This is a genomic window from Variovorax boronicumulans (assembly GCF_040544675.1).
GTDB lineage: Bacteria > Pseudomonadota > Gammaproteobacteria > Burkholderiales > Burkholderiaceae_C > Variovorax > Variovorax boronicumulans_D.
This window is the reverse complement of record NZ_JBEPKK010000015.1, coordinates 128,495-146,904: the sequence shown is the minus strand read 5'-3', so window position 1 is coordinate 146,904 and position 18,410 is coordinate 128,495. Positions and strand designations below refer to the sequence as shown.

General features: G+C 67.2%; 12 protein-coding genes. All 12 read right to left on the bottom strand.

Annotated features, from left to right (window positions below; translation table 11 throughout):
* The coding region (locus tag ABIC90_RS22920; RefSeq protein ID WP_354358192.1) for a two-partner secretion domain-containing protein at nt 1-6,140 on the bottom strand (6,140 nt) is incomplete at its 3' end.
* Between the two features lie 305 nt (nt 6,141-6,445).
* A complete protein-coding gene (locus tag ABIC90_RS22915; protein ID WP_354358190.1) occupies nt 6,446-7,036 on the bottom strand; it encodes an NADPH-dependent FMN reductase in 591 nt (196 codons plus the stop codon).
* Nucleotides 7,029-7,571, bottom strand: a complete 543-nt coding sequence (locus ABIC90_RS22910) for a hypothetical protein (protein WP_354358188.1) — start codon at nt 7,569-7,571, stop codon at nt 7,029-7,031. Before ABIC90_RS22910 ends, ABIC90_RS22915 begins: the two co-directional genes overlap by 8 nt.
* Nucleotides 7,568-7,876 (bottom strand): hypothetical protein, encoded by a 309-nt coding sequence (locus ABIC90_RS22905; protein ID WP_354358186.1) that lies wholly within the window; start codon nt 7,874-7,876, stop codon nt 7,568-7,570. The genes ABIC90_RS22910 and ABIC90_RS22905 overlap by 4 nt, the downstream gene beginning before the upstream one ends.
* Before the next feature lie 28 nt (nt 7,877-7,904).
* The gene (locus tag ABIC90_RS22900; protein WP_354358184.1) at nt 7,905-8,243 is read right to left on the bottom strand and encodes a DUF1161 domain-containing protein; all 339 of its coding nucleotides are present in this window, start codon (nt 8,241-8,243) and stop codon (nt 7,905-7,907) included.
* A 174-nt stretch (nt 8,244-8,417) separates the two neighbouring features.
* Complete coding sequence (locus ABIC90_RS22895; protein ID WP_354358182.1) at nt 8,418-10,655, bottom strand: NADP-dependent isocitrate dehydrogenase; 2,238 nt, start codon at nt 10,653-10,655, stop codon at nt 8,418-8,420.
* Nucleotides 10,656-10,805: 150 nt separating this feature from the next.
* Nucleotides 10,806-11,450, bottom strand: a complete 645-nt coding sequence (locus ABIC90_RS22890) for an ABC transporter ATP-binding protein (RefSeq protein ID WP_354358180.1) — start codon at nt 11,448-11,450, stop codon at nt 10,806-10,808.
* A gap of 37 nt (nt 11,451-11,487) precedes the next feature.
* Nucleotides 11,488-12,762, bottom strand: a complete 1,275-nt coding sequence (locus tag ABIC90_RS22885) for a CynX/NimT family MFS transporter (RefSeq protein ID WP_436318239.1) — start codon at nt 12,760-12,762, stop codon at nt 11,488-11,490.
* Between the two features lie 23 nt (nt 12,763-12,785).
* Nucleotides 12,786-13,466, bottom strand: coding sequence for a FadR/GntR family transcriptional regulator (locus tag ABIC90_RS22880; RefSeq protein ID WP_354358176.1), 681 nt, complete (start codon nt 13,464-13,466; stop codon nt 12,786-12,788).
* A gap of 123 nt (nt 13,467-13,589) precedes the next feature.
* Nucleotides 13,590-14,474, bottom strand: coding sequence for a hypothetical protein (locus tag ABIC90_RS22875; RefSeq protein WP_354358174.1), 885 nt, complete (start codon nt 14,472-14,474; stop codon nt 13,590-13,592).
* 86 nt (nt 14,475-14,560) lie between these two features.
* Nucleotides 14,561-16,045 carry a TPM domain-containing protein gene (locus tag ABIC90_RS22870; RefSeq protein ID WP_354358172.1) on the bottom strand — a complete coding sequence of 495 codons (1,485 nt, stop codon included), beginning with the start codon at nt 16,043-16,045 and terminating at the stop codon, nt 14,561-14,563.
* Nucleotides 16,042-18,285 (bottom strand): penicillin-binding protein 1C, encoded by a 2,244-nt coding sequence (pbpC, locus tag ABIC90_RS22865; RefSeq protein WP_354358170.1) that lies wholly within the window; start codon nt 18,283-18,285, stop codon nt 16,042-16,044. Before pbpC ends, ABIC90_RS22870 begins: the two co-directional genes overlap by 4 nt.
* Nucleotides 18,286-18,410: the final 125 nt, after the last annotated feature.

Genomic DNA, 18,410 nt, shown 5'->3' with positions numbered 1-18,410 from the left:
CCGATGTCCTTGCTCGCTTCATCCTTGCGCGTGTTGTCGGAACTCCAGCGAATGTCTTCCGTGCGGCCCGTCGTCACGGTGCCGAGATTCACGTCTCGACCCGCGACGACAGTCGCATCGCCCGCACTCTTGACTTCGGCACCGATCAGGTTGGCGTCCCGCATGGCCACGACGTTGAGACTTCCCCCCGGATTGGTCACGTAGAGGCCCGCGACGCGGTCCAGTGTCGTGGCGCTGAGGTTCACGCCACTGGATGCATCCGAGCGCGCCAGCGGACCCGTCTCGCTCTTCGAGTCGCGGGTGGTGGTCACCACGTTGATGTCGCGCCCCGCGATGGCGGTGAGGCTCCTGCTTGCATCGACCACGGCGCCGATGACATTGATGTCGGTCCTGGCGGTCAGGGTGACGTCTTCGCCAGTGATGCGGCCTGCCAGGTTGTTGATGTTGTTCGCCGAAAGCGCGACCGCATGGCGCCCGGCAATCGTGCCTCCGGAATTGGTGAGATCGCCCGACAGGCGCATGTTCACACTGCCCCCGGACAGCACCGCGCCGGAGCCATCGATGTCGCCCGGCTTCACATGCACATAGACCTGCGGCACCAGCACGCGCTGGGTGCTGCCGTCGGGCAAGGTCACTGTCTGCTCGACCAGCCAGACGATGTCGCTGGTGAGTTGCGCCATCTGCGCGTCGGTGAGGGCGATGCCCGGGCGCAGGCCGTATTGCTGCGCAAAGGTCACACCGGCGTTCATCAGGGCCGCGTACTGCGCGTCGTCGCTGTCGAAGCCATCCAGGTAGCGATAGCCGGTCAACTGGGCCACCTGCTCGCGGATCAGCCGCTGTTCGTAGAAGCCGTCGCCCAGCCGCTTGAGCGTGTTGTTCGGGTCGAGCCCCAGGTTGTTCAGCAGATAGTCGCTGGACAGCCAGTTGCGGTAATTCGCAAACCGTGGATCAGTCTCGATGAGGTAACGGCTCGAAGGATTGGTCGGGGTTCTGAACAGGCTCGCACTGGGAATTGCGGTATTCGGCACGCTGGTGCGCACGACAGTGGCGCCGGCAACGCCCGCCGTCGCGCCAGGCCCGCTGGCCGAAGGCACCTGGATGATGGGATTGACGCGGGACCCGCCGGAGACGCCTCCAGCGGCCTGCGCGCCCGCGCCGGTTTGCCCCACCGACAAGGACCCTGTACCAGGGGTGCCGACGGCGACGGCCACATTGCCCTGCTGCCGCGCCGCCACGAGCGTGGCCGTGGCGTTGGTCGTCAGGTTGTACGGCGCGATCTGGTAGACGCGCTCATCGTCGCCGCTGTGCTCTTCCACGTAACTGTGAGACACCGTGCCGGTCTGCACCGTGGGCGCGTCGACGGTGAGCCCCTTGTCGAGGATGGTGCCGCCGGTGACCGTCAGGGCGCGGCCAGCCAGGATCTGGCTCATGTCGTTGACACCGCTGCGGACATCGATGGTCATCGCGCCGCCCGCGATGATCTTGCCCGGCGCGGAGCTTTGCAGCACCGGGGTGGACGTGGTCACGGTGTAGGCGTAGATGTCGAAGGTCGATGAAAAGCGCTGCGGCTTGGAGTCGGTGGCCAGGAACGGCGTGCCGGTCATCGTGTAGATGAAGGCCAGCGTGGCCTTGTCCAGGGCTCCATGGGCCTCGCGATAGGCCTGCCACTGGTCGTACTCGGCTTGCGTAACCGGGTGGTCGAACGGCATGAATACCTCATGCGGAGGCTCGCTGCTGTCCCAGCTGGTGATGCCTGCCTGCCCCACCGTGATGTCGGGGTAGCGCCGGCCGATGAAGTCCGTGGGCAGGTCCTCGGCCGGCGGCGTGATCCCGAAGGCGGCCCAGATCGGATCGGTGCGCGAGTACCAGACGCCGGGGACGAGCACCGCCTTGCAGGTGCTGTCCTGCCCGACCGTGCACTCCTGGACGTTTCGATCCCGGCTGCTGGCCGGGCTTTGCAGGTAATAGGCCCTGAACTTGTCCAAGGGGTAGTCCGGCGAAGGGATCAGCAATCTCGCATAGGGATCGCTGCCGGCCCTCCGAGGGGCGGCCGCACTGTCGGCCCTCCAACCATTCCATCCGGTGTCTTCAACCTGGCGGAGTCCGCCGAAGCCGATGAGCACCTCGTCGGCCTTCCAACGCTTGCTGTTGCCGGGAATCTCGTACTCCACAACGAACTGGCTCGAACCCGGCTGCAGGGCCCACGTCACACCGCCGTTGGTGTTGTTCAGCGTGTCCGTCTTGATGTCGACGTTGCCGGTCGCCTCGATGGTCGCGGCGTGGTTGTTGATGGTCGTTGCCGAGCCGGTGGCATGGCCGAGGGCATCGAGGCTGCCGCCGATGAAGAGACCCCCGCCGATGAGGGGACTGCCGTCGCTGAAGAGGAGTGCGCCGTCCTTGTTGTTGACGGTGCCCGCGCCGATGTCCAGGCGCTTGCGCGCGGCAATGGTGGCCGCGCTCGTGGTGCCGTTGGCGGCGGTCTCGGCCCGGTTGTTCAGCGTATCGACGCCAATGGAAATCTGGTCGCCGTAGATGCGGCCGGTGCCGATGTTGGTCAGCGTGCCCGCGTCGATGCGCGTCGCGATGCCGTCGATCACGCCCCGGTTGGTCACGGTATTGCTGGCGCTCAGGCGAGTGGTGGTGCCCTGGATGTCGCCGGTGGCGCTGTTGTCGATGTTCGTGGCGGACAGCGACAGATCGTTGCCGGCGGCGATCCGGCCGCTGTTGGAGATGTTGCCGCTGGTGGCGATGCTCAGGTCGCGGTTGGCGATGGTCTCGCTGCCCGAGGCCAACGCGACGTCTTGCGTCGCGGCAATCCGCAGGTCGCCCTGGGAGAGCAGCTTGCCGCTGCTGCTGAGCGAGGCCGCATCCACAACGAGTGTCTTGCCCGCAAGCATGGTGCCGCCTGAGTTGGAGACGCTCAGGGCCTTGACCGCATTCGGATCGACAACGCTCACGGTGTCGCCTGCGGAAATCAGGCCGCCGGTACCGTTCTCGACGCGGCCGGTGCCGCTCAAGGTCGCGTTCACATCGGCGCGGATGGCACCGGAGGTGTTGTCGATGGTGGTTGCCGAAATGGCGACGTTCTGGCCTTCGATGCCTTGGTCGGTGCCGGAGGTGGCTGTGTTGTCGAGGCTTCCGGCGCGCACATGGGTCGTGGCGCCCGAACGGATCAGGCCGCCTTTGTTCTCCACGGCACCGGCATCGATTTGCAGATCGTTCACCGCCAGCGTCTGACCGCCGCGGTTGTCGTAGGTGGCGCCTCGGGTGTCGACGGACAGCGTCGATTGACTCAGCACCGACCCGGCGGTGCCGTTGACAAACTTTCCGGTGCTGGCGATCAGGGCATCTTTCGAGCCGACGAAACCACCGGTGTTGTCGACGTCACCGGTCTTCAGCGTGAAGGTGCCGCCGCTGACGATGCCGCCTTTCTGGTTGCTGTAGCCCTTCGCGTCGGTGTTGCTCAGGCTCTGGCCGTTCGTATCGACGGTCATCGCAGCACCGGACTGGAGCAGGCCCGCGTCGTTCTTGAGCGCGCCAGCAGTCACATCGACGGTGCCGCTTGCGGTCAGTGTCCCGCGCGTGTTGTCCAGCGCGGTTTTGCGTGTGTCGATGGCCAGGCTGCTACCGCTGGCCTTGCCGTCGGTGTTCGTCAAGCCGCTGTTGGCAAGCACGACCGCCCCCGCGGCCAGCAGGTTGCCCGATGTGTTGTCGGTCGTGCTGCTGGTCGTGACGTGAAGGTCTCCCGCCACGGCCGCAAGCGTTCCGGAGGTGTTGTCGAGGCTGGCGGCGTTGACGGTGATACCGCCGTTGGAGCCCAGCGTACCTTCGACATTCGATACAGCGCCCGCTGCAGTGACGTCCAGTCGGCCTGGCGTGGAGACCACCGCCTTGTCGGTGTTCACACCGCCTTGCGTCGCGACGATGGCGATGTTGGCGGCGCTCGTCTGTTTTCCGGAGATATCGACGCTGGCGCCCTGGAGCGTCGCATTGCCTGCCGCGAGGTTGGTGCCATTGGCAACAAGCGCACCGCTGGCCGTGATGCGCAGATCGCCTGCACCGCTCCCTGCGCTCCCTGATGCAGCGAGCGTGCCGTCGCTCTGGATGCCAGCCCCGAGCACGCCCGCTGTGCCGCTTTGCACGCTCGCGGCCGTGAGGGTCGCATGGCGACCGGACGTGATATTGCCGTCGTTGACGAGCACACCGGCGACGGTCAGGTTGACATCGTTCGCGCCGCGCAGCGTGCCGGCGTTCGTGAGCGTTGCCGCGTTAACCCCAAGGTCGGTGGCCGCATTGATCGACCCGCCGCTGCCGTTGACAAGTTGACCTGTCGCTGCGAGCTGCACGCCAGCCTGCGCCGACTGGATGCTGCCCTGTGTGTTTTCCAGCGAGCCGGTACTGAGTGCCAAGCCCCGGTTGGAAGCGAGGGTGCCGGAGGTGTTGACGGTGGCCCCTGCCACGTTGGCCGAGAGTGCCCCTGCGGCCGAGATGTTGCCGCTCAGGTTGTTGGCTGAGCCACCGACCGTGAGGTTGGCATTGCTGTCGCTGCTCAGCACGCCGGCCTGGTTGTTCAGGTCGCCGGAGGTGGTGATGTCCAGGCTGCCGCTGCGCAGCGTTCCGGACGCGTTGTCCAAGGAGCCGAGCCGGGCGACAAAGGCTTCGGAGACATTGATGATCCCGCCCCGGTTGGAAAAGCTCGCCTGGTTGAGTGCCAGGCTCGCCACGCTCAAGGTTCCGCCGTTGTTGAGCAGGTTCGCGGTTTGCAGGGTGATAGGGCCACCTGCGTAGACCTTGCCGCCATCGTTCCGGATCGCGCCTGCGGCGGTGATGCTGCCTGGCTCAATCGGTACGGCAGCAGGCGTTGAAGTACCTGAAGTTGTTGTACCGCCTGTCGATGCCGTTGTCCCCGTCGAGCCGCTTGAGCCAGTGCCTGTGGTGGTGCCTGTACCAGCGACGGCACTGCCGCTTCCAGTGCCAGCTGTCGGTGCGGGCAACGGCTCGCTGCCGATCCAGCCGCCGTTGGTGTTGCTGATCGTGGGCGCAGAAAGCGCCAGCGGTGTCATGCTGGTCTGGCGGATCGTGCCTTGGTTGACGATGTCGCCGGCCGTGCTGACAAGCTGCACGCTCTGGCCCTCCAGCGTGCCGGTGTTCTCCAGCCGGCCGGATGCCGTGACAACCAGGCTGCCGGCGCTCGCACCGATATTGCCGGCGTTGCGCACACCCAGGCCCTGCTCAGTGCCCAGGAGCACGATCTTTCCGGCATACATGCCGCCCAAGGCCGCCACGTCCAGGGCGAAGGTCGGTGCAGCACCGGTGCCTGTCGTCGGCGTGATCTGGGCATGGTCGGCACTGACCTGATTGGCCCCGGTCACCACCTTCAGCTCACTGGCCCAGATGCCCGCATTCGCTTCCACCGCCCGCGCGAGGATCGCCGCATAGTCGGTCTTGCTCGCATCCAGGCCCGCACCGTTGATGGTGACGGTGCCGCCGCGCACGAGGAAGCTGTCGAGGCCGCCCAGGGCATTGAGCTGCGGCGTGCCCGTGGTCAGCGTGGCGCGGCTCGCGTTGATGAAGCCTGCGCCGTCGACGTTGATGCCGGCCGGGTTGGCAATGATGATCTCGGCACGCTGCCCGGCAACTTCCATGTAGCCGCGAAGCTGGCTCACATTGCCGCCGTTGACTTCGTTGAGGATGATGCGCGCCGGGCCTGCCGCGAGGAACGGGTTGCCTTGAACGATGCCGCCCAGTTGGGTCTGCACGTTCGTGCGGCTGTTGTTGAAGATCGCGCCGTTGGGTCCAACGTTGAGCTGGTTGTAGACGTTGCGCGAGACGCCCGCCGCGGAAGGGCTCTGGATGTTGATCAGCGGCACGCCGTTGGGCGCCACCAAGACGGTAGGCCGAAGATTGCCGGGCACGTTGGGCGCGCCCACGATCTGCGCGTGCACAGACGGCGCGGTGAGCATTCCCGCCAACGCGGCACCGACCAGCATGGGAGCGAAAGCGGCAATGCCGGCCAGCGCGCCACCCACCACCGCCGTCGCCTTGTTCGACCCCTTGCCGGTGCTGGTGGCGGTTTCCTGGACCACCATCCGCATGCCTCTGGCGGCATTGAAGACGATGCGGTGCAAGTGGCGGTTCATTCTTTTAGGCTCCCTGACAGGTCACAAATCACAACGTTTTGTGACAAGACGCACAAAACGGACGCGATTATGGGGAGCACATGCAGGTGCGCTTCTGGCACTAATTCACGAATGCGCGAGGCCTGAAAAAAGCGGCTCGCAGATGTAGCCCAAACGAATTCAGTTCAGGCGCAGCCTGTTGGATCAATACGACAAAACAACACGGGCCAGCGAGGCTTGAGCCGCCCGACCCAGGTCACATTGATAAAGCGAGAGATAACTTCTGTACGAACGTTGTCCAGAAAAAACTCCTGACGCTCCAACCGCTAGTAAGGCGGCGCCTTCCGAGCCCGTTGCGCGCGCGCCGCCTCCGTCCACCAGGCCAGGTCATCCGCAAACCGCCCGAACGAGCGCGCCAGCGATTCCCCGGCGCTGCCTGTCGGTTTGCCATTTGCATCCAGCGTCTGCGAAATCGGCCCGACCGCCAGCGTGCTCGAGATCACCACCATCCCCATCTCCGACAGAATCGAGTGCCACGCGGTCCCCGAGCGCACGCCTGAAAAGCGCCCGGCCGAATAGCTCGCAACAGCGGCCGGCCGCCAGAACCACTCTTCCAGAAAGTGGTCCGTCAGGTTTTTCAACCCGGGCTGCGGGCCCCAGTTGTATTCGCCGGTCACGAAGACGAAGGCATCGGCCTTGCGGATCTTTTCCGCCAGCGCCTCCATGGCCGCAGGCGCCGTGCCCTTCGGATATTCCTTGTACATGCGATCGAGCATCGGCAGGTCGACGGCCTTGGCGTCGATCAGTTCCGCCTCGGCACCTCGCGCGTGGAGGCCCGCGATGATGAAGTCCGCAAGCCGCACGCCCATGCGGTCCGAGCGGTACGAGCCATAGAACACCAGAACCTTGTCAGCCATCTTTGCTCCTCAATGGGCAGGCTTGTTCCTCGCCCAAAGTTCGTTCAACTGCATTCAAGAAAACTCGTCTTGCAGCTTCGGTTGCTGCCGCGTCATCCGTCCATTCACACGACTGACTTGCGCAATACCCCTCTACTTGCGTCCACGACGTGTAGCGGAGCGTCGGATGCTCGGCGAAGTATCTTGGTTCAAGGCAGATGGTTTGCATGGAGGGTTCGGCCAGGGAGTCTTCGTCAAGCCATTCGAAACAGGAATGTCCTGAGCCATCGAAATCCATGAATGCCTCGAAATCTCCGTACACCAAGCGATGCTCGGCGTGTTTCGACAGGAATCGACGCGCGGCAGGAAGCACTGTTGCAAGGTACGGGTGATCTGCCTCGCCAGCCCAGTACTTGCTACACGCCAGTACTTCTTCGACTGCAATCGCAATGGGCATTCGATCCCAGTGTTCCGGGAAAAGTGCGGTCGCTGCCCAGCGGTAACCCGCATCAATGTAGTTCTTGCAGTCGAGGCATGCGAAATGAACGCTGTTCATGTGTTGAGGCTTCCCAGCTTTTTCCCCAGCGCCAGCAGCACCCATCCGCCGAAGAAGAAGGTCAGCGCAATGCCGACGGCGCGCAGCCGGTCGCTCGACCCAGCGGTCGCGCGACCCGAGAAATACCGGAACGCCGTCAGCAGCAGCACGAAGGCCGCGAACAGATTCGACAGGTTGGTGAAGTAGCTGAAGAAGTTGACGACATCGAAACCCATGCGCACGTGGATCGACAACTGCCAGCCGATGGCCACCAGCGTGACCAGGCTGAAGAACGATCGAAGGGCAAAGAGCAGAGAGTGGTTCATGTGGGCGCCGGGCTCCGGCCGACCTTGGTCAGCGCTTGCAGTCCCCGCCGACGGACACCGTGCCGTCCTTGCATTCGGTCAGGATGTCGTCGTCCCCGGCCAGACCGGGCACGGCCGTCGGAACAGCCACTGCCTGCGCCGCCCCGCCTTCACGCTGATAGACGATCTTCCTGGTGCCGAGCTCGCAACTGCCCACCACCTGCCCGGCTGCGGTCGCATTGACATCGACGGTGATCACGGCGAAGCGCGTGACACCGGCCGCGCCGATCTTCGCCTCGATCTGCGAGCGCAGGGCTTCGCAGCTCTCGGCCCCGTGGGCTGCGCCGGCTGCGGCGGCCCACGCAATGGAAATCAACCAGGGTTTCATGGATCGCCTGCCTTTCGCAGCGTGGTTGACGGTCAAAGAGTCTAGCCCCGGGGAATCTGCCATGCCCCACATGCCCCACATGCGCCAACGGCCTGCCGCGTGTGCGGCAGGCCGTTGGCAACGCATGCGTTTCGGTGGTGCTTCAACGAAGCAAGGACGCTGCCGGTTTCATCGTCAGGCTTGCGCCGATGCCAGCACCGCGTTCAGCGTCGCGCTCGGGCGCATCACCGCTTCGAACTTGACCGGGTCGGCGAGGTAGTAGCCGCCGATGTCCACGGGCTTGCCCTGCACGGCCGCGAGTTCGTCGACGATCTTCTTTTCGTTGGCGGTCAGCGTCTCGGCCAGCTTCTTGAACTTGGATTGCAGCGCCGTGTCTTCGGTCTGCGCGGCGAGCTCCTGTGCCCAGTACATCGCCAGGTAGAACTGGCTGCCGCGGTTGTCGAGCTGGCCGGTCTTGGGCGAGGGGTTCTTGTTGTTGTCCAGGAGCTTGCCGGTGGCGGCGTCGAGCGTCTTGGCCAGGATCTTGGCCTGCGCGTTGCCGGTCTTCAGGCCCAGGTCTTCCAGGCTCACGGCCAGTGCGAGGAACTCACCCAGCGAGTCCCAGCGCAGGTGGTTCTCTTCGACCAGCTGCTGCACGTGCTTGGGGGCCGAGCCGCCCGCGCCGGTTTCGTACAGTCCGCCGCCGGCCATCAGCGGCACGATCGACAGCATCTTGGCCGAGGTGCCCAGTTCCATGATGGGGAACAGGTCGGTGAGGTAGTCGCGCAGGATGTTGCCGGTGGCGCTGATGGTGTCCAGGCCGCGCACGACGCGCTCCAGCGTGTAGCGCATGGCGCGCACCTGGCTCATGATCTGGATGTCCAGGCCCGAGGTGTTGTGCTCGTGAAGGTACATCTTGACCTTGGTGATCAGCTGCGCCTCGTGCGGGCGGTAGGCGTCCAGCCAGAACACCACCGGCATGCCGGAGTTGCGCGCACGCGTGACGGCCAGTTTCACCCAGTCGCGGATCGCGGCGTCCTTGACCTGGCACATGCGCCAGATGTCGCCTTGCTCCACGTCTTCGCTCATCAGCACTTCGCCGGTGTCCAGGTCGGTGATGTTGGCGACGCCGTCTTCCGGGATCTCGAAGGTCTTGTCGTGCGAGCCGTACTCCTCGGCCTTCTGCGCCATGAGGCCCACGTTGGGCACGGTGCCCATGGTCTTGGGGTCGAAGGCGCCGTGCCATTTGCAGAAGTTGATGATCTCCTGGTAGATGCGGGCGAAGGTCGATTCGGGCATCACGGCCTTGACGTCCTTCAGGCGGCCGTCGGCGCCCCACATCTTGCCGCCGTTGCGGATCATCGCGGGCATGGACGCGTCCACGATCACGTCGTTGGGCGAATGGAAGTTGGTGATGCCCTTGGCCGAGTCGACCATGGCCAACTCGGGGCGGCCTTCGTGGCAGGCGTGCAGGTCGCGCTTGATCTCGTCCTGCGTGCTCTGGGGCAGCGCGGCGATCTTGGTGTAGAGATCGACCATGCCGTTGTTGACGTTGATGCCCAGTTCGTCGAACAGCTTGCCGTGCTTCTCGAAGGCTTCCTTGTAGAAGATCTTCACGCAGTGGCCGAACACGATGGGGTGCGAGACCTTCATCATGGTGGCCTTGACGTGCAGCGAGAACATGACGCCGGTCTTGTGCGCGTCCTCGATTTCCTTTTCATAGAAGGCCAGGAGCGCCTTCTTGCTCATGAACATGGAGTCGATGACCTCGCGGTCCAGCAGCGCCACCTTGGACTTGAGCACGACGGTCTTGCCGCTCTTGGTGATCAGCTCCATCTTGACGTTGCGCGCGCGGTCCAGGGTCATGGACTTTTCGCCGTGATAGAAGTCGCCGCCGTGCATGTGCGAGACGTGCGAGCGCGAGGCCTGGCTCCACTCGGCCATGCTGTGCGGGTTCTTGCGCGCGTATTCCTTCACCGCCTTGGGGGCGCGGCGGTCGGAGTTGCCCTCGCGCAGCACCGGGTTCACCGCGCTGCCGGTGCACTTGTTGTAGCGAACGCGGATGTCCTTGTCCTCGTCCGTGGTCGGGTTCTCGGGGTAGTCGGGGATCTTGTAGCCCTTGCCCTGCAGTTCCTTGATGGCCGACTTGAGCTGCGACACCGAGGCGCTGATGTTGGGCAGCTTGATGATGTTGGCTTCGGGCTTGAGCGTGAGCTTGCCCAGTTCGGCCAGGTTGTCGGGCACCTTCTGGTCGTCGCCGAGGAACTCGGGGAACTCGCCCAGGATGCGGGCGGCCACCGAGATGTCGCTCGTGGTCACGTCGATGCCGGCCGGGGCCGTGAAGGCGCGCACGATGGGCAGGAACGCGTAGGTCGCCAAAAGGGGCGCCTCGTCGGTCAGGGTGTAGACGATGGTGGGTTGCTTCGTGCTCATGCGCTTGCTTCCGTAAAGCTGAGGGGTCGGGATGGCGGGGGCTCCCGGCAGGATGGGCCGGGGTCTGCCCGTTCGCCGGAATCCGCGATTGTCGCCGGGCCGCGACCCGCCCTGACAACCGCGCGGGTTATCTCCCCCCGGCAGGCTCTGTCAATGCAGCGGGAGCTCGATGGTGCCGGCCAGCGGGAGCTCGTCGATGCGCGCGGCACTGGCGACCACAAAGGCGCGGCCGGGCCGCCGCGCCAGGTCGGCCAGGGCGCTCCAGAGGCGGCGCACCGAGCCGGCGTCCAGCGCGGCGGTCGGCTCGTCGAGCAGCACCAGCGGGCGGCCCGAGGCGAGGGCGGCCGCCAGCCACACCTTGCGCCTGGAGCCCGTGGAAAGCATGTACATCGGCTTGTCGATGTGCGGAGGCAGCGAAAAGCCCTCGACCAGGGTGTGCCAGAGGGCGTCGTCGAAGCGGGCATCGCCCTCGCGCAGCATCTCGGTGCAGGCGCGCGCGGTGACCTGGTCGAGGCGGTCCGTGGCCGGGTCGACGAAGAACACGTTGCGGCGGTAGGCCTCGGGCGAGGCCTGGAGGCTCGCGCCCTCGACCGTCAGCCGGCCTTTCGTGGCGGGCAGCACGCCCGCGATCACCTGCAGCAGCGCCGATTTGCCGGCGCCCGTGTCGCCATACAGCAGCGTGACGCCGGGGCCGACGGATGCGTTCCAGCCGGCGGCGATGGCCGGCTGGTCGGGATAGGCGAAGCCTATGTCCTCGAGACGGAGGATGGGGGAGTGCGAGGGGGTGGTGTTCACGAGGCGAGGTTGTACCTCATCGGGCGCAGTCCCCCGGTCAGTGCTTCGGCACCGTCACCGCCCCCACGTACAGCGTGCGCCCGGCGCCCAGCCCGGCGATCACCAGCGCAATGCCCAGCCCGACGAAGAGCCAGGCCGACGCGCGAAAGCTCCCCGTCCACCCGTGCAGCAGCCCTGCCAGCAGCGGCCCGCAGGCGGCCACCATGTAGCCCACGCCCTGCGCCATGCCCGAGAGGTGCGCGGCGATGTGCGAATCGCGCGAGCGCAGCACGATCATCGTGAGCGCCAGCGCAAAGGTGCCGCCCTGCGCAATGCCCAGCATCACGGCCCAGAGCCACACGCCGCCCGCGCGGTCCAGCGGCGCGAACAGCATGGCGAGCATCGCCGTGACCGTGAGCACGGCCATCGCCACGCCCAGCCCGCGCTGGTTGCGCAGCTTCACGGCCAGCGCCGGCACCACCAGGCAGGTCACCACCTGCGTCATGACCGAGAGCGACACCACGTAGCCCGCCGTCTGGCCGTCCAGCCCGCGTTCGCGCAGGATGGGCGCGAGCCAGCCCATCACGATGTAGGCGAGGGCGGACTGCAGCCCCATGAAGAGCGTGACCTGCCAGGCCAGCCGGTCGCGCCAGAGGCCGCGCACGGTAAAACCCGATTCGCTGGCCACGGGCTTGACCGGCAACGCCTGCGGCGCCCAGATCAGCGTGACCAGCAGGGCCGGTACCGCCCACATCGCCAGGGCGTAGGTCCAGCCGCCGCCCAGCGCGTGTTCCAGCGGCACGGTCAGGCCCGCCGCGCTCGCGGCGCCGCCGCACACCGCCATGGTGTAGAGCCCCATCATCAGCGCCGCCTGCTTCGCGAAGTCGCGCTTGACCAGGCCCGACAGCAGCACGTTCGACACCGCGATGCCGCTGCCCGCCACGGCCGAAGCCACGAACAGGAGCGGGATGTTGCCGCGGCCGCGCAGCACCGTGCCCACCAGGATCAGCACCATGCAGCCCAGCAGCGTGCGCTCGGTGCCGAAGCGCCGGCCCAGCCAGGGCGCGAGCGGCGCGAACACGCCCAGGCAGACGATCGGCAGCGTGGTGAGCAAGCTGGCGGCGGTGGCCGAGAGGCCGGTGGCCTGGATGATCTCGGGCAGCACCACCGACAGGCTGGCGAACACCGGCCGCAGGTTGAAGGCGATCAGCACCACGCTCGCGCCCAGCAGGATGCGGCGGGCCAGGCTGCGGGCGGGCGTGGGGCGCGGCGCGGGCTGGCTGTCGACCTCGGCGTCGATCAGCAGATCTTTGGCGGTGTTGCCCAAGGGCATGGACGGAGAAAGCGGCACCGCGCTCATGCCGTGCCCAGCGCCAGCGTATTGAGCATCGGCGCCATGAAGTCCCGCACCGCCGCCGCCGCGCGATCAGGGTCGCGGCTCGCAATGGCTTCGACAACGGCGCGGTGCGCGGCCTCGTCGGGCTCGGGCAGGCTGGTGCCCATGCTGCTCGCGATGGTTTCCTTGATGTAGCCGGTGATGAAGCGGCAGGTTTCTGCCAGCGCGAGGTTGCCCGAGATGTCGACGATGGCCAGGTGAAACGCCAGGTCGCGCTCGATGAAGCCGGCGCCGCCGTCCTCCGCGTCTGGCAGGCCGCGCTTGTCCAGCAGGCTGTGCAGGCGGCGCAGGTCGCGGGCGGTGTGGCGCACCGCGGCCAGGCGCGCGGCCTCGACTTCGAGCGCGCGGCGCACCTCGAACTGGTCGCGCAGGCTGGCCAGGCGCATCTTCTCCAGGCTGGCGGAGGGGTCGTAGCCCGAGCGCACATAGGTGCCCGAGCCCTGGCGCACTTCGAGCAGGCCGCGCGACACCAGCGTCTTGACGGCTTCGCGCACCGTGCCGCGGCTCACGCCCAGCAGTTGCGCCAGTTGCGGCTCGATGGGAATGCGGGCGCCGATGGCCCAGCGGCCGGCAGCGATTTCGGTGCGGATGCTGTTGGCGGCCGCGTCGGCGAGGGATGTTCTTGGGGCGTGGGCCAGCATGTCTCGGTCGTGCCTATTCATTGAATCATTGGATGAATTTTGCCGCTGGCGCAAAGTCGCAGTCGGCGGCAGGGGCTTGAGGCTGCGATGGCCTGCGCCCTCGAAAGACCGGGAAGCGCCCGATCAGCGGCTTCTCGGGGCGTCCAGTTGCGCCATCAGCTCGGCCACGGCATGGGTCACGCGGTCCTGCTGCTCGGACACCGCGCTGGCATAGGCATCGATCTGGTTGTCCACCCGCAGCTCGCGCCGTATCGCCACCATGATCGGCTGCAGCTTCGTGTTGATGGCCTGCAGTTCCACCATCAGGTTCTTGATGAACTCGCCGTGCAGCGCATTGCGCTCCACATGCAGTGCCTGGCGCGTCTCGGTGTGGTCGCGCAGCAGCTTGGTCTGGGTGTCCAGTGTGTGTTCGAGCGCCTTGCGCCGGGTGTCGTCCAGCTCCCTGTCGCCGGATTCCACGAACTGTGCGCTGGCCGCCAGGGCGCGCTGCTGCTCGGCCAATGCGCCTTCGCAGAGGGTGGTGTAGAAGTCGATCTCGCTCAGCAACTGCTGCATCGGCTGGGCCGCGCCGATCAGCCGAAGGTGCAGCACGCTGAAGGTGCCGATCAGGTCGGACACCAGCGCGGAGGTCTTGTTCTCCGACACCATCTGCAGCTTGGCGGCCGCCGCAAAAAAGCTCTGCAGGGGTTGCGCGGATTCGGCCTTGTTCAGGTCGGTGGCGGGCAGCGAGCTCAGGTAGGAGCTGGCATGCACGAACTGCTCGATGGCGTGCAGGTAGATGTCCCGGCGCAGGTCCGACAGCCGCTGGGCCGCCTTTTCGTCTTTTTCGTGCCGCAGCTGCAGCATGAGGTTGCGGCTGTGGTGCCGGTTGGACAGCTTCACGCCCGAGAGCGTGAGAAACGACGCGAACACCCCGGCCCAGACGACGTCGGGCACTTTTCGCAGGATGCCGAAGATGACACCCGTGAAGACGAGGAAGTCACCCCAGAGCGCGGGCAGGGAATCCATAGGGCCGCCGTGGAAGTGGAGGGCGGCCACATCCTAAAGCACTCACGGCCGCCGGCCACCCTCGGGCCGCCCTGCGGATCGGCTTGCTACCAGCTTCCCGAGGCCCCGCCGCCGCTGCTGGACCCGCCGCCCGAGGAGGAGGAGTCGGAAGAAGATGACGAAGAGGACGATGAGGAGGACGACGAACCGCTGCTCCATCCGCTGTCGCTGTCACTGTCATCGCTGTCTCCGCCCTCACCGCTTCCATAGGGGAAGAACGCGAACAGCAGGGCGAGGAAGGTCGCCAGCACCACCGGTATCCAGCGCTCGTCCGGCACCGGGCCCGGCTGGGTGGTGGTCACCATGAAGGCGAAGACCGCCAGCACCACCAGCAGGCGCAGCATGAATCCCGGCAGGCTTCGCTGCCAGGCCTTGTGCATGCACACCGCGATGACCACGGCGGCCAGCCCGGCCCCGCCCAGGCCCAAGGCCCACAGCAGCCCCCACCAGAAGGTTTGTTCGCCGACCACGAAGGCGACGGCGACCAGCGCCGCGATCACCAGCGCGATGCCGCCCAGCACCAGGCTCACCGCGCGCGAGCGGCCGCAGGCGTAGCCGATGCCATATGCGACGGCGGCGGGCATTGCCAGGAAGACGGCCATTGCGGGGTTCTGCAGCGTCAAGCCTGCCCCCACCAGGCCGCCGCCGAGCAGCACGAGCGCCACGCGCCCGTCGGGCTTGCGCGGCGGCACGACGATGGGGCCCGGCGCCATCTCGGCGACGGCATCGGCCCAGGGTTCGGGCCGCCGCGGCTTGCCGTGGCGGGCGCCCTTGCGTGGGCGGGGGGTCTTCTGCTTGGCCTCCCGCCCCTGTGCGTTGGCGGCGATGCCGCGCCCGTACCAGATGCCCACCAACAGGCACCACAGCGCCGCGCCCAACAGCCCCCAGCCCGCGGGCGTGACCTGCATGCCGCCCGGCTCGGGTTCGGCCGGGCTTTCTTCCTGCACCTGCGGATCTTCAAAGGGCAAGGACAGCGATTCGACCCGCGGCGGCGGCACCGCCGTCTGTCCACCGCCGATCAGCTGCGCCAGCGCCTCCACGGCCGCCTCGATGCCGCCGGCGAAGTCGCCGCTTCGAAAGCGCGGTGTCATCTGCCGGTCGATGATGCGGGCCGCCTGGACATCGGTGATCCGGCCTTCGAGGCCTGTGCCCACTTCGATGCGCATGCGGCGGTCCTTGAGCGCCACCAACAGCAGCAGCCCGTCGTCTTCGTCCTCGCGGCCCAGCTTCCAGCGCCTGAACACGCGCGTGGCGTACTGCTCGATCGATTCCTCGCCGGTGGTGGTCACGATCAGCACCGCGAGCTGCGCCCCGGTGTCGCTCTCGAGCGTGGCGATCTGTTGCCGAAGGTCTTCGGCCTGCGAAGGCGTCAGCGTGTTCGTCTGGTCCGCCACGCGCATCTGCATCGGCGGCACGGGTACCGGCTTGGCCTGCGCATCCGGCAACCAGGCCAAGGCCAGGAGGGCGGCGAATGCCAGCCAGAGAAAAAGAAGGCTGGGCCGGGAAGGCGGGGAAAAACGCAATGCCCTCATCGGCGCGCGCTCCTGGTCAGCACGCCCGCGCCGCGCACTTCGAGCTTGCGCTGGTCCACCACCTTGCCGGTGGCATCGACCAGCTCGATCACATGGCGACCGGGCCACGGCAGCCACTGCGCGCTGTTGCCGCGCGCAAAGTGCTTGCCGTCGATGCGCCACTGCACGCCGCGCCCTTCCGATTCGAAACGCACGCGCTGGCGCAGCGGCGGAATGTCGGGGTCCAGCGCGATGATGGTGCCGTCCGCGGGCGCGGTGATGCGCGCGGCCGTGGCATCGGTCGCCATGCGGGTGTCGAGCGCGAACAGCGGCTGCTCGGTGCCCTGCAGGAACCACTCGCTGCGCGCGGCCTCGATGGCGTTGCCGTCGGCGGCGGGGCCGAATGCCACGCGCGCCTCGACCAGGCCGGCCGGTGGCGCGGGTGCGCGGCTGGGTTCGCGGGCGTGCAGGAAACGCATGACCTCGGCCCAGATCGGCGCGGCGCCGCTGGTGCCGCTCACGTCCCACATCGACGCGCCGCTCGCATTGCCGACCCACACGCCCACGGTGTAGCGCTGCGACCAGCCCACGGCCCAGTTGTCGCGCATGTCCTTGCTTGTGCCGGTTTTCACGGCCGTCCAGAAGCGGGTCGAGAGGATGCTGTCCAGGCCGAAGGTGCGCGTGCGCGCGTTGGGGTCCGAGAGGATGTCGCCCACGATGAAGGCGGCGCGCGGGTCCATGAGCGGTGGCGCCGCGGCGGCCTTGGCCTTTTCAGCCGGCGAGGCCTGCGGGCGCACGGTCATCGTCGTGGCGCCATGGCGTCCGCCGTTGGCCAGCATGCGGTAGGCGTTGGTGAGCGACAGCAGCGACACCTCGGCGCTGCCCAGTGCGAGGCTGTAGCCGTAGTAGTCGCCGCTCTCGCGCAGCGGCAGCCCGGCGGCGCGCAGCTCGCGCGCAAAGGCCTCGGGCGACACCATCACCAGCGTGCGCACGGCCGGCACATTGAGCGATGCCGCCAGCGCGGTGCGCGCTGAAACCGGGCCCTTGAAGCGGCGGTCGTAGTTCTGCGGAATGTAGAGCCCGCTGGCGGTGCTGATCTGCGCCGACGAGTCCTCGATCAGCGAGGCCGCGGTGATCCGCTTCTCGGCAATCGCCTGGGCGTAGAGCAGCGGCTTGAGCGTGGAGCCGGGCTGGCGCAGCGCCGTCACGCCGTCGACCTCGGCCGCCTGGCTCAAGGGGCCGGAGGAGCCGACCCAGGCCAGCACCTCGCCCGTCGCGTTGTCGAGCACCACGAGCGCGCCGTCTTCCACATGCCGCTCGCGCAACTCGCGCAGATGGCGGTGCAGCGTGTCGAGCGCAAAGCGCTGCAACGGCGCGCGCAGCGTGGTTCGCACCCCGGTATCTTTGTCTTTCTCCCTCGCCCTCTGGGGGAGAGCCGGGGTGGGAGCGGCGCCGGCGTTCGCATCCCGGATTTCCCGCAGCACCCGCCGCGCCGCGTGCGGCGCAATTCCTTCATTGGCATCGAAGGCCCGCCGCTGCACCGCCGCGCTGGTGAACATGTCGATCGCGCTGCAATCGACCTTCTGCTCCGGCTCCATCGCGCGCAGCACCTCGCAGGCGCGTTGCGCGACGAGCGCGGGCCTGGCATTGGGCGCGCGCACCAGCGCTGCCGCCACGGCGGCCTCGCGCGCATCGAGGCCGCTGGGCGCCTTGCTGAACAGCGTGCGCGAGAGCGCGTCGATGCCCACGATCTCCCCGCGGAAGGGCACGGTGTTGAGGTAGGCCTCCAGGATCTGGTCCTTGCGCCAGTTGCGCTCCAGCTGCGCGGCCGCCACTGTCTGGCCGATCTTCTGGGTGAAGCTGCGGCCGCCGGCGCCGCGGCGCAGGTCCTCGTCCAGCAGGCCCGACAGCTGCATCGTGATGGTCGATGCGCCGCGGGTGCGCGTGTTCCAGAGGTTGCCCCAGGCAGCCGACGACACCGCGCGCCAGTCGACGCCGCTGTGCTCGAAAAAGCGCCGGTCCTCGCTCAGCACCATGGCCGTGCGCAGCGCCGGCGACACATCGGCCAGCGCGGTCCACTGGCCGCGCCGCACGGTGGCGTCGGTGCGCACGCGTTGCAGCAGCTCGCCGTTGCGGTCCAGCACGGCCGTGTCCGACGACTTGAATTCGCGCTTGACCTGCTCGAAGCTCACGAGCGCCCAGGCCGGCTGCGCGCAGGCCGTTGCCAGCAGGGCCAGGGCGAAGGCCCTGCGGAGGGGCATGAAGGGCGCGGAGGGCGCGGGCAAGGGCATCTCGAAGGATTCGGGTGGCTGGAAGAAAGAAGGCGCATTCTCGGCGATGCACCACGGGAATCGCGCCTACTTGGAGACGGGCGGCTCTCCGCATC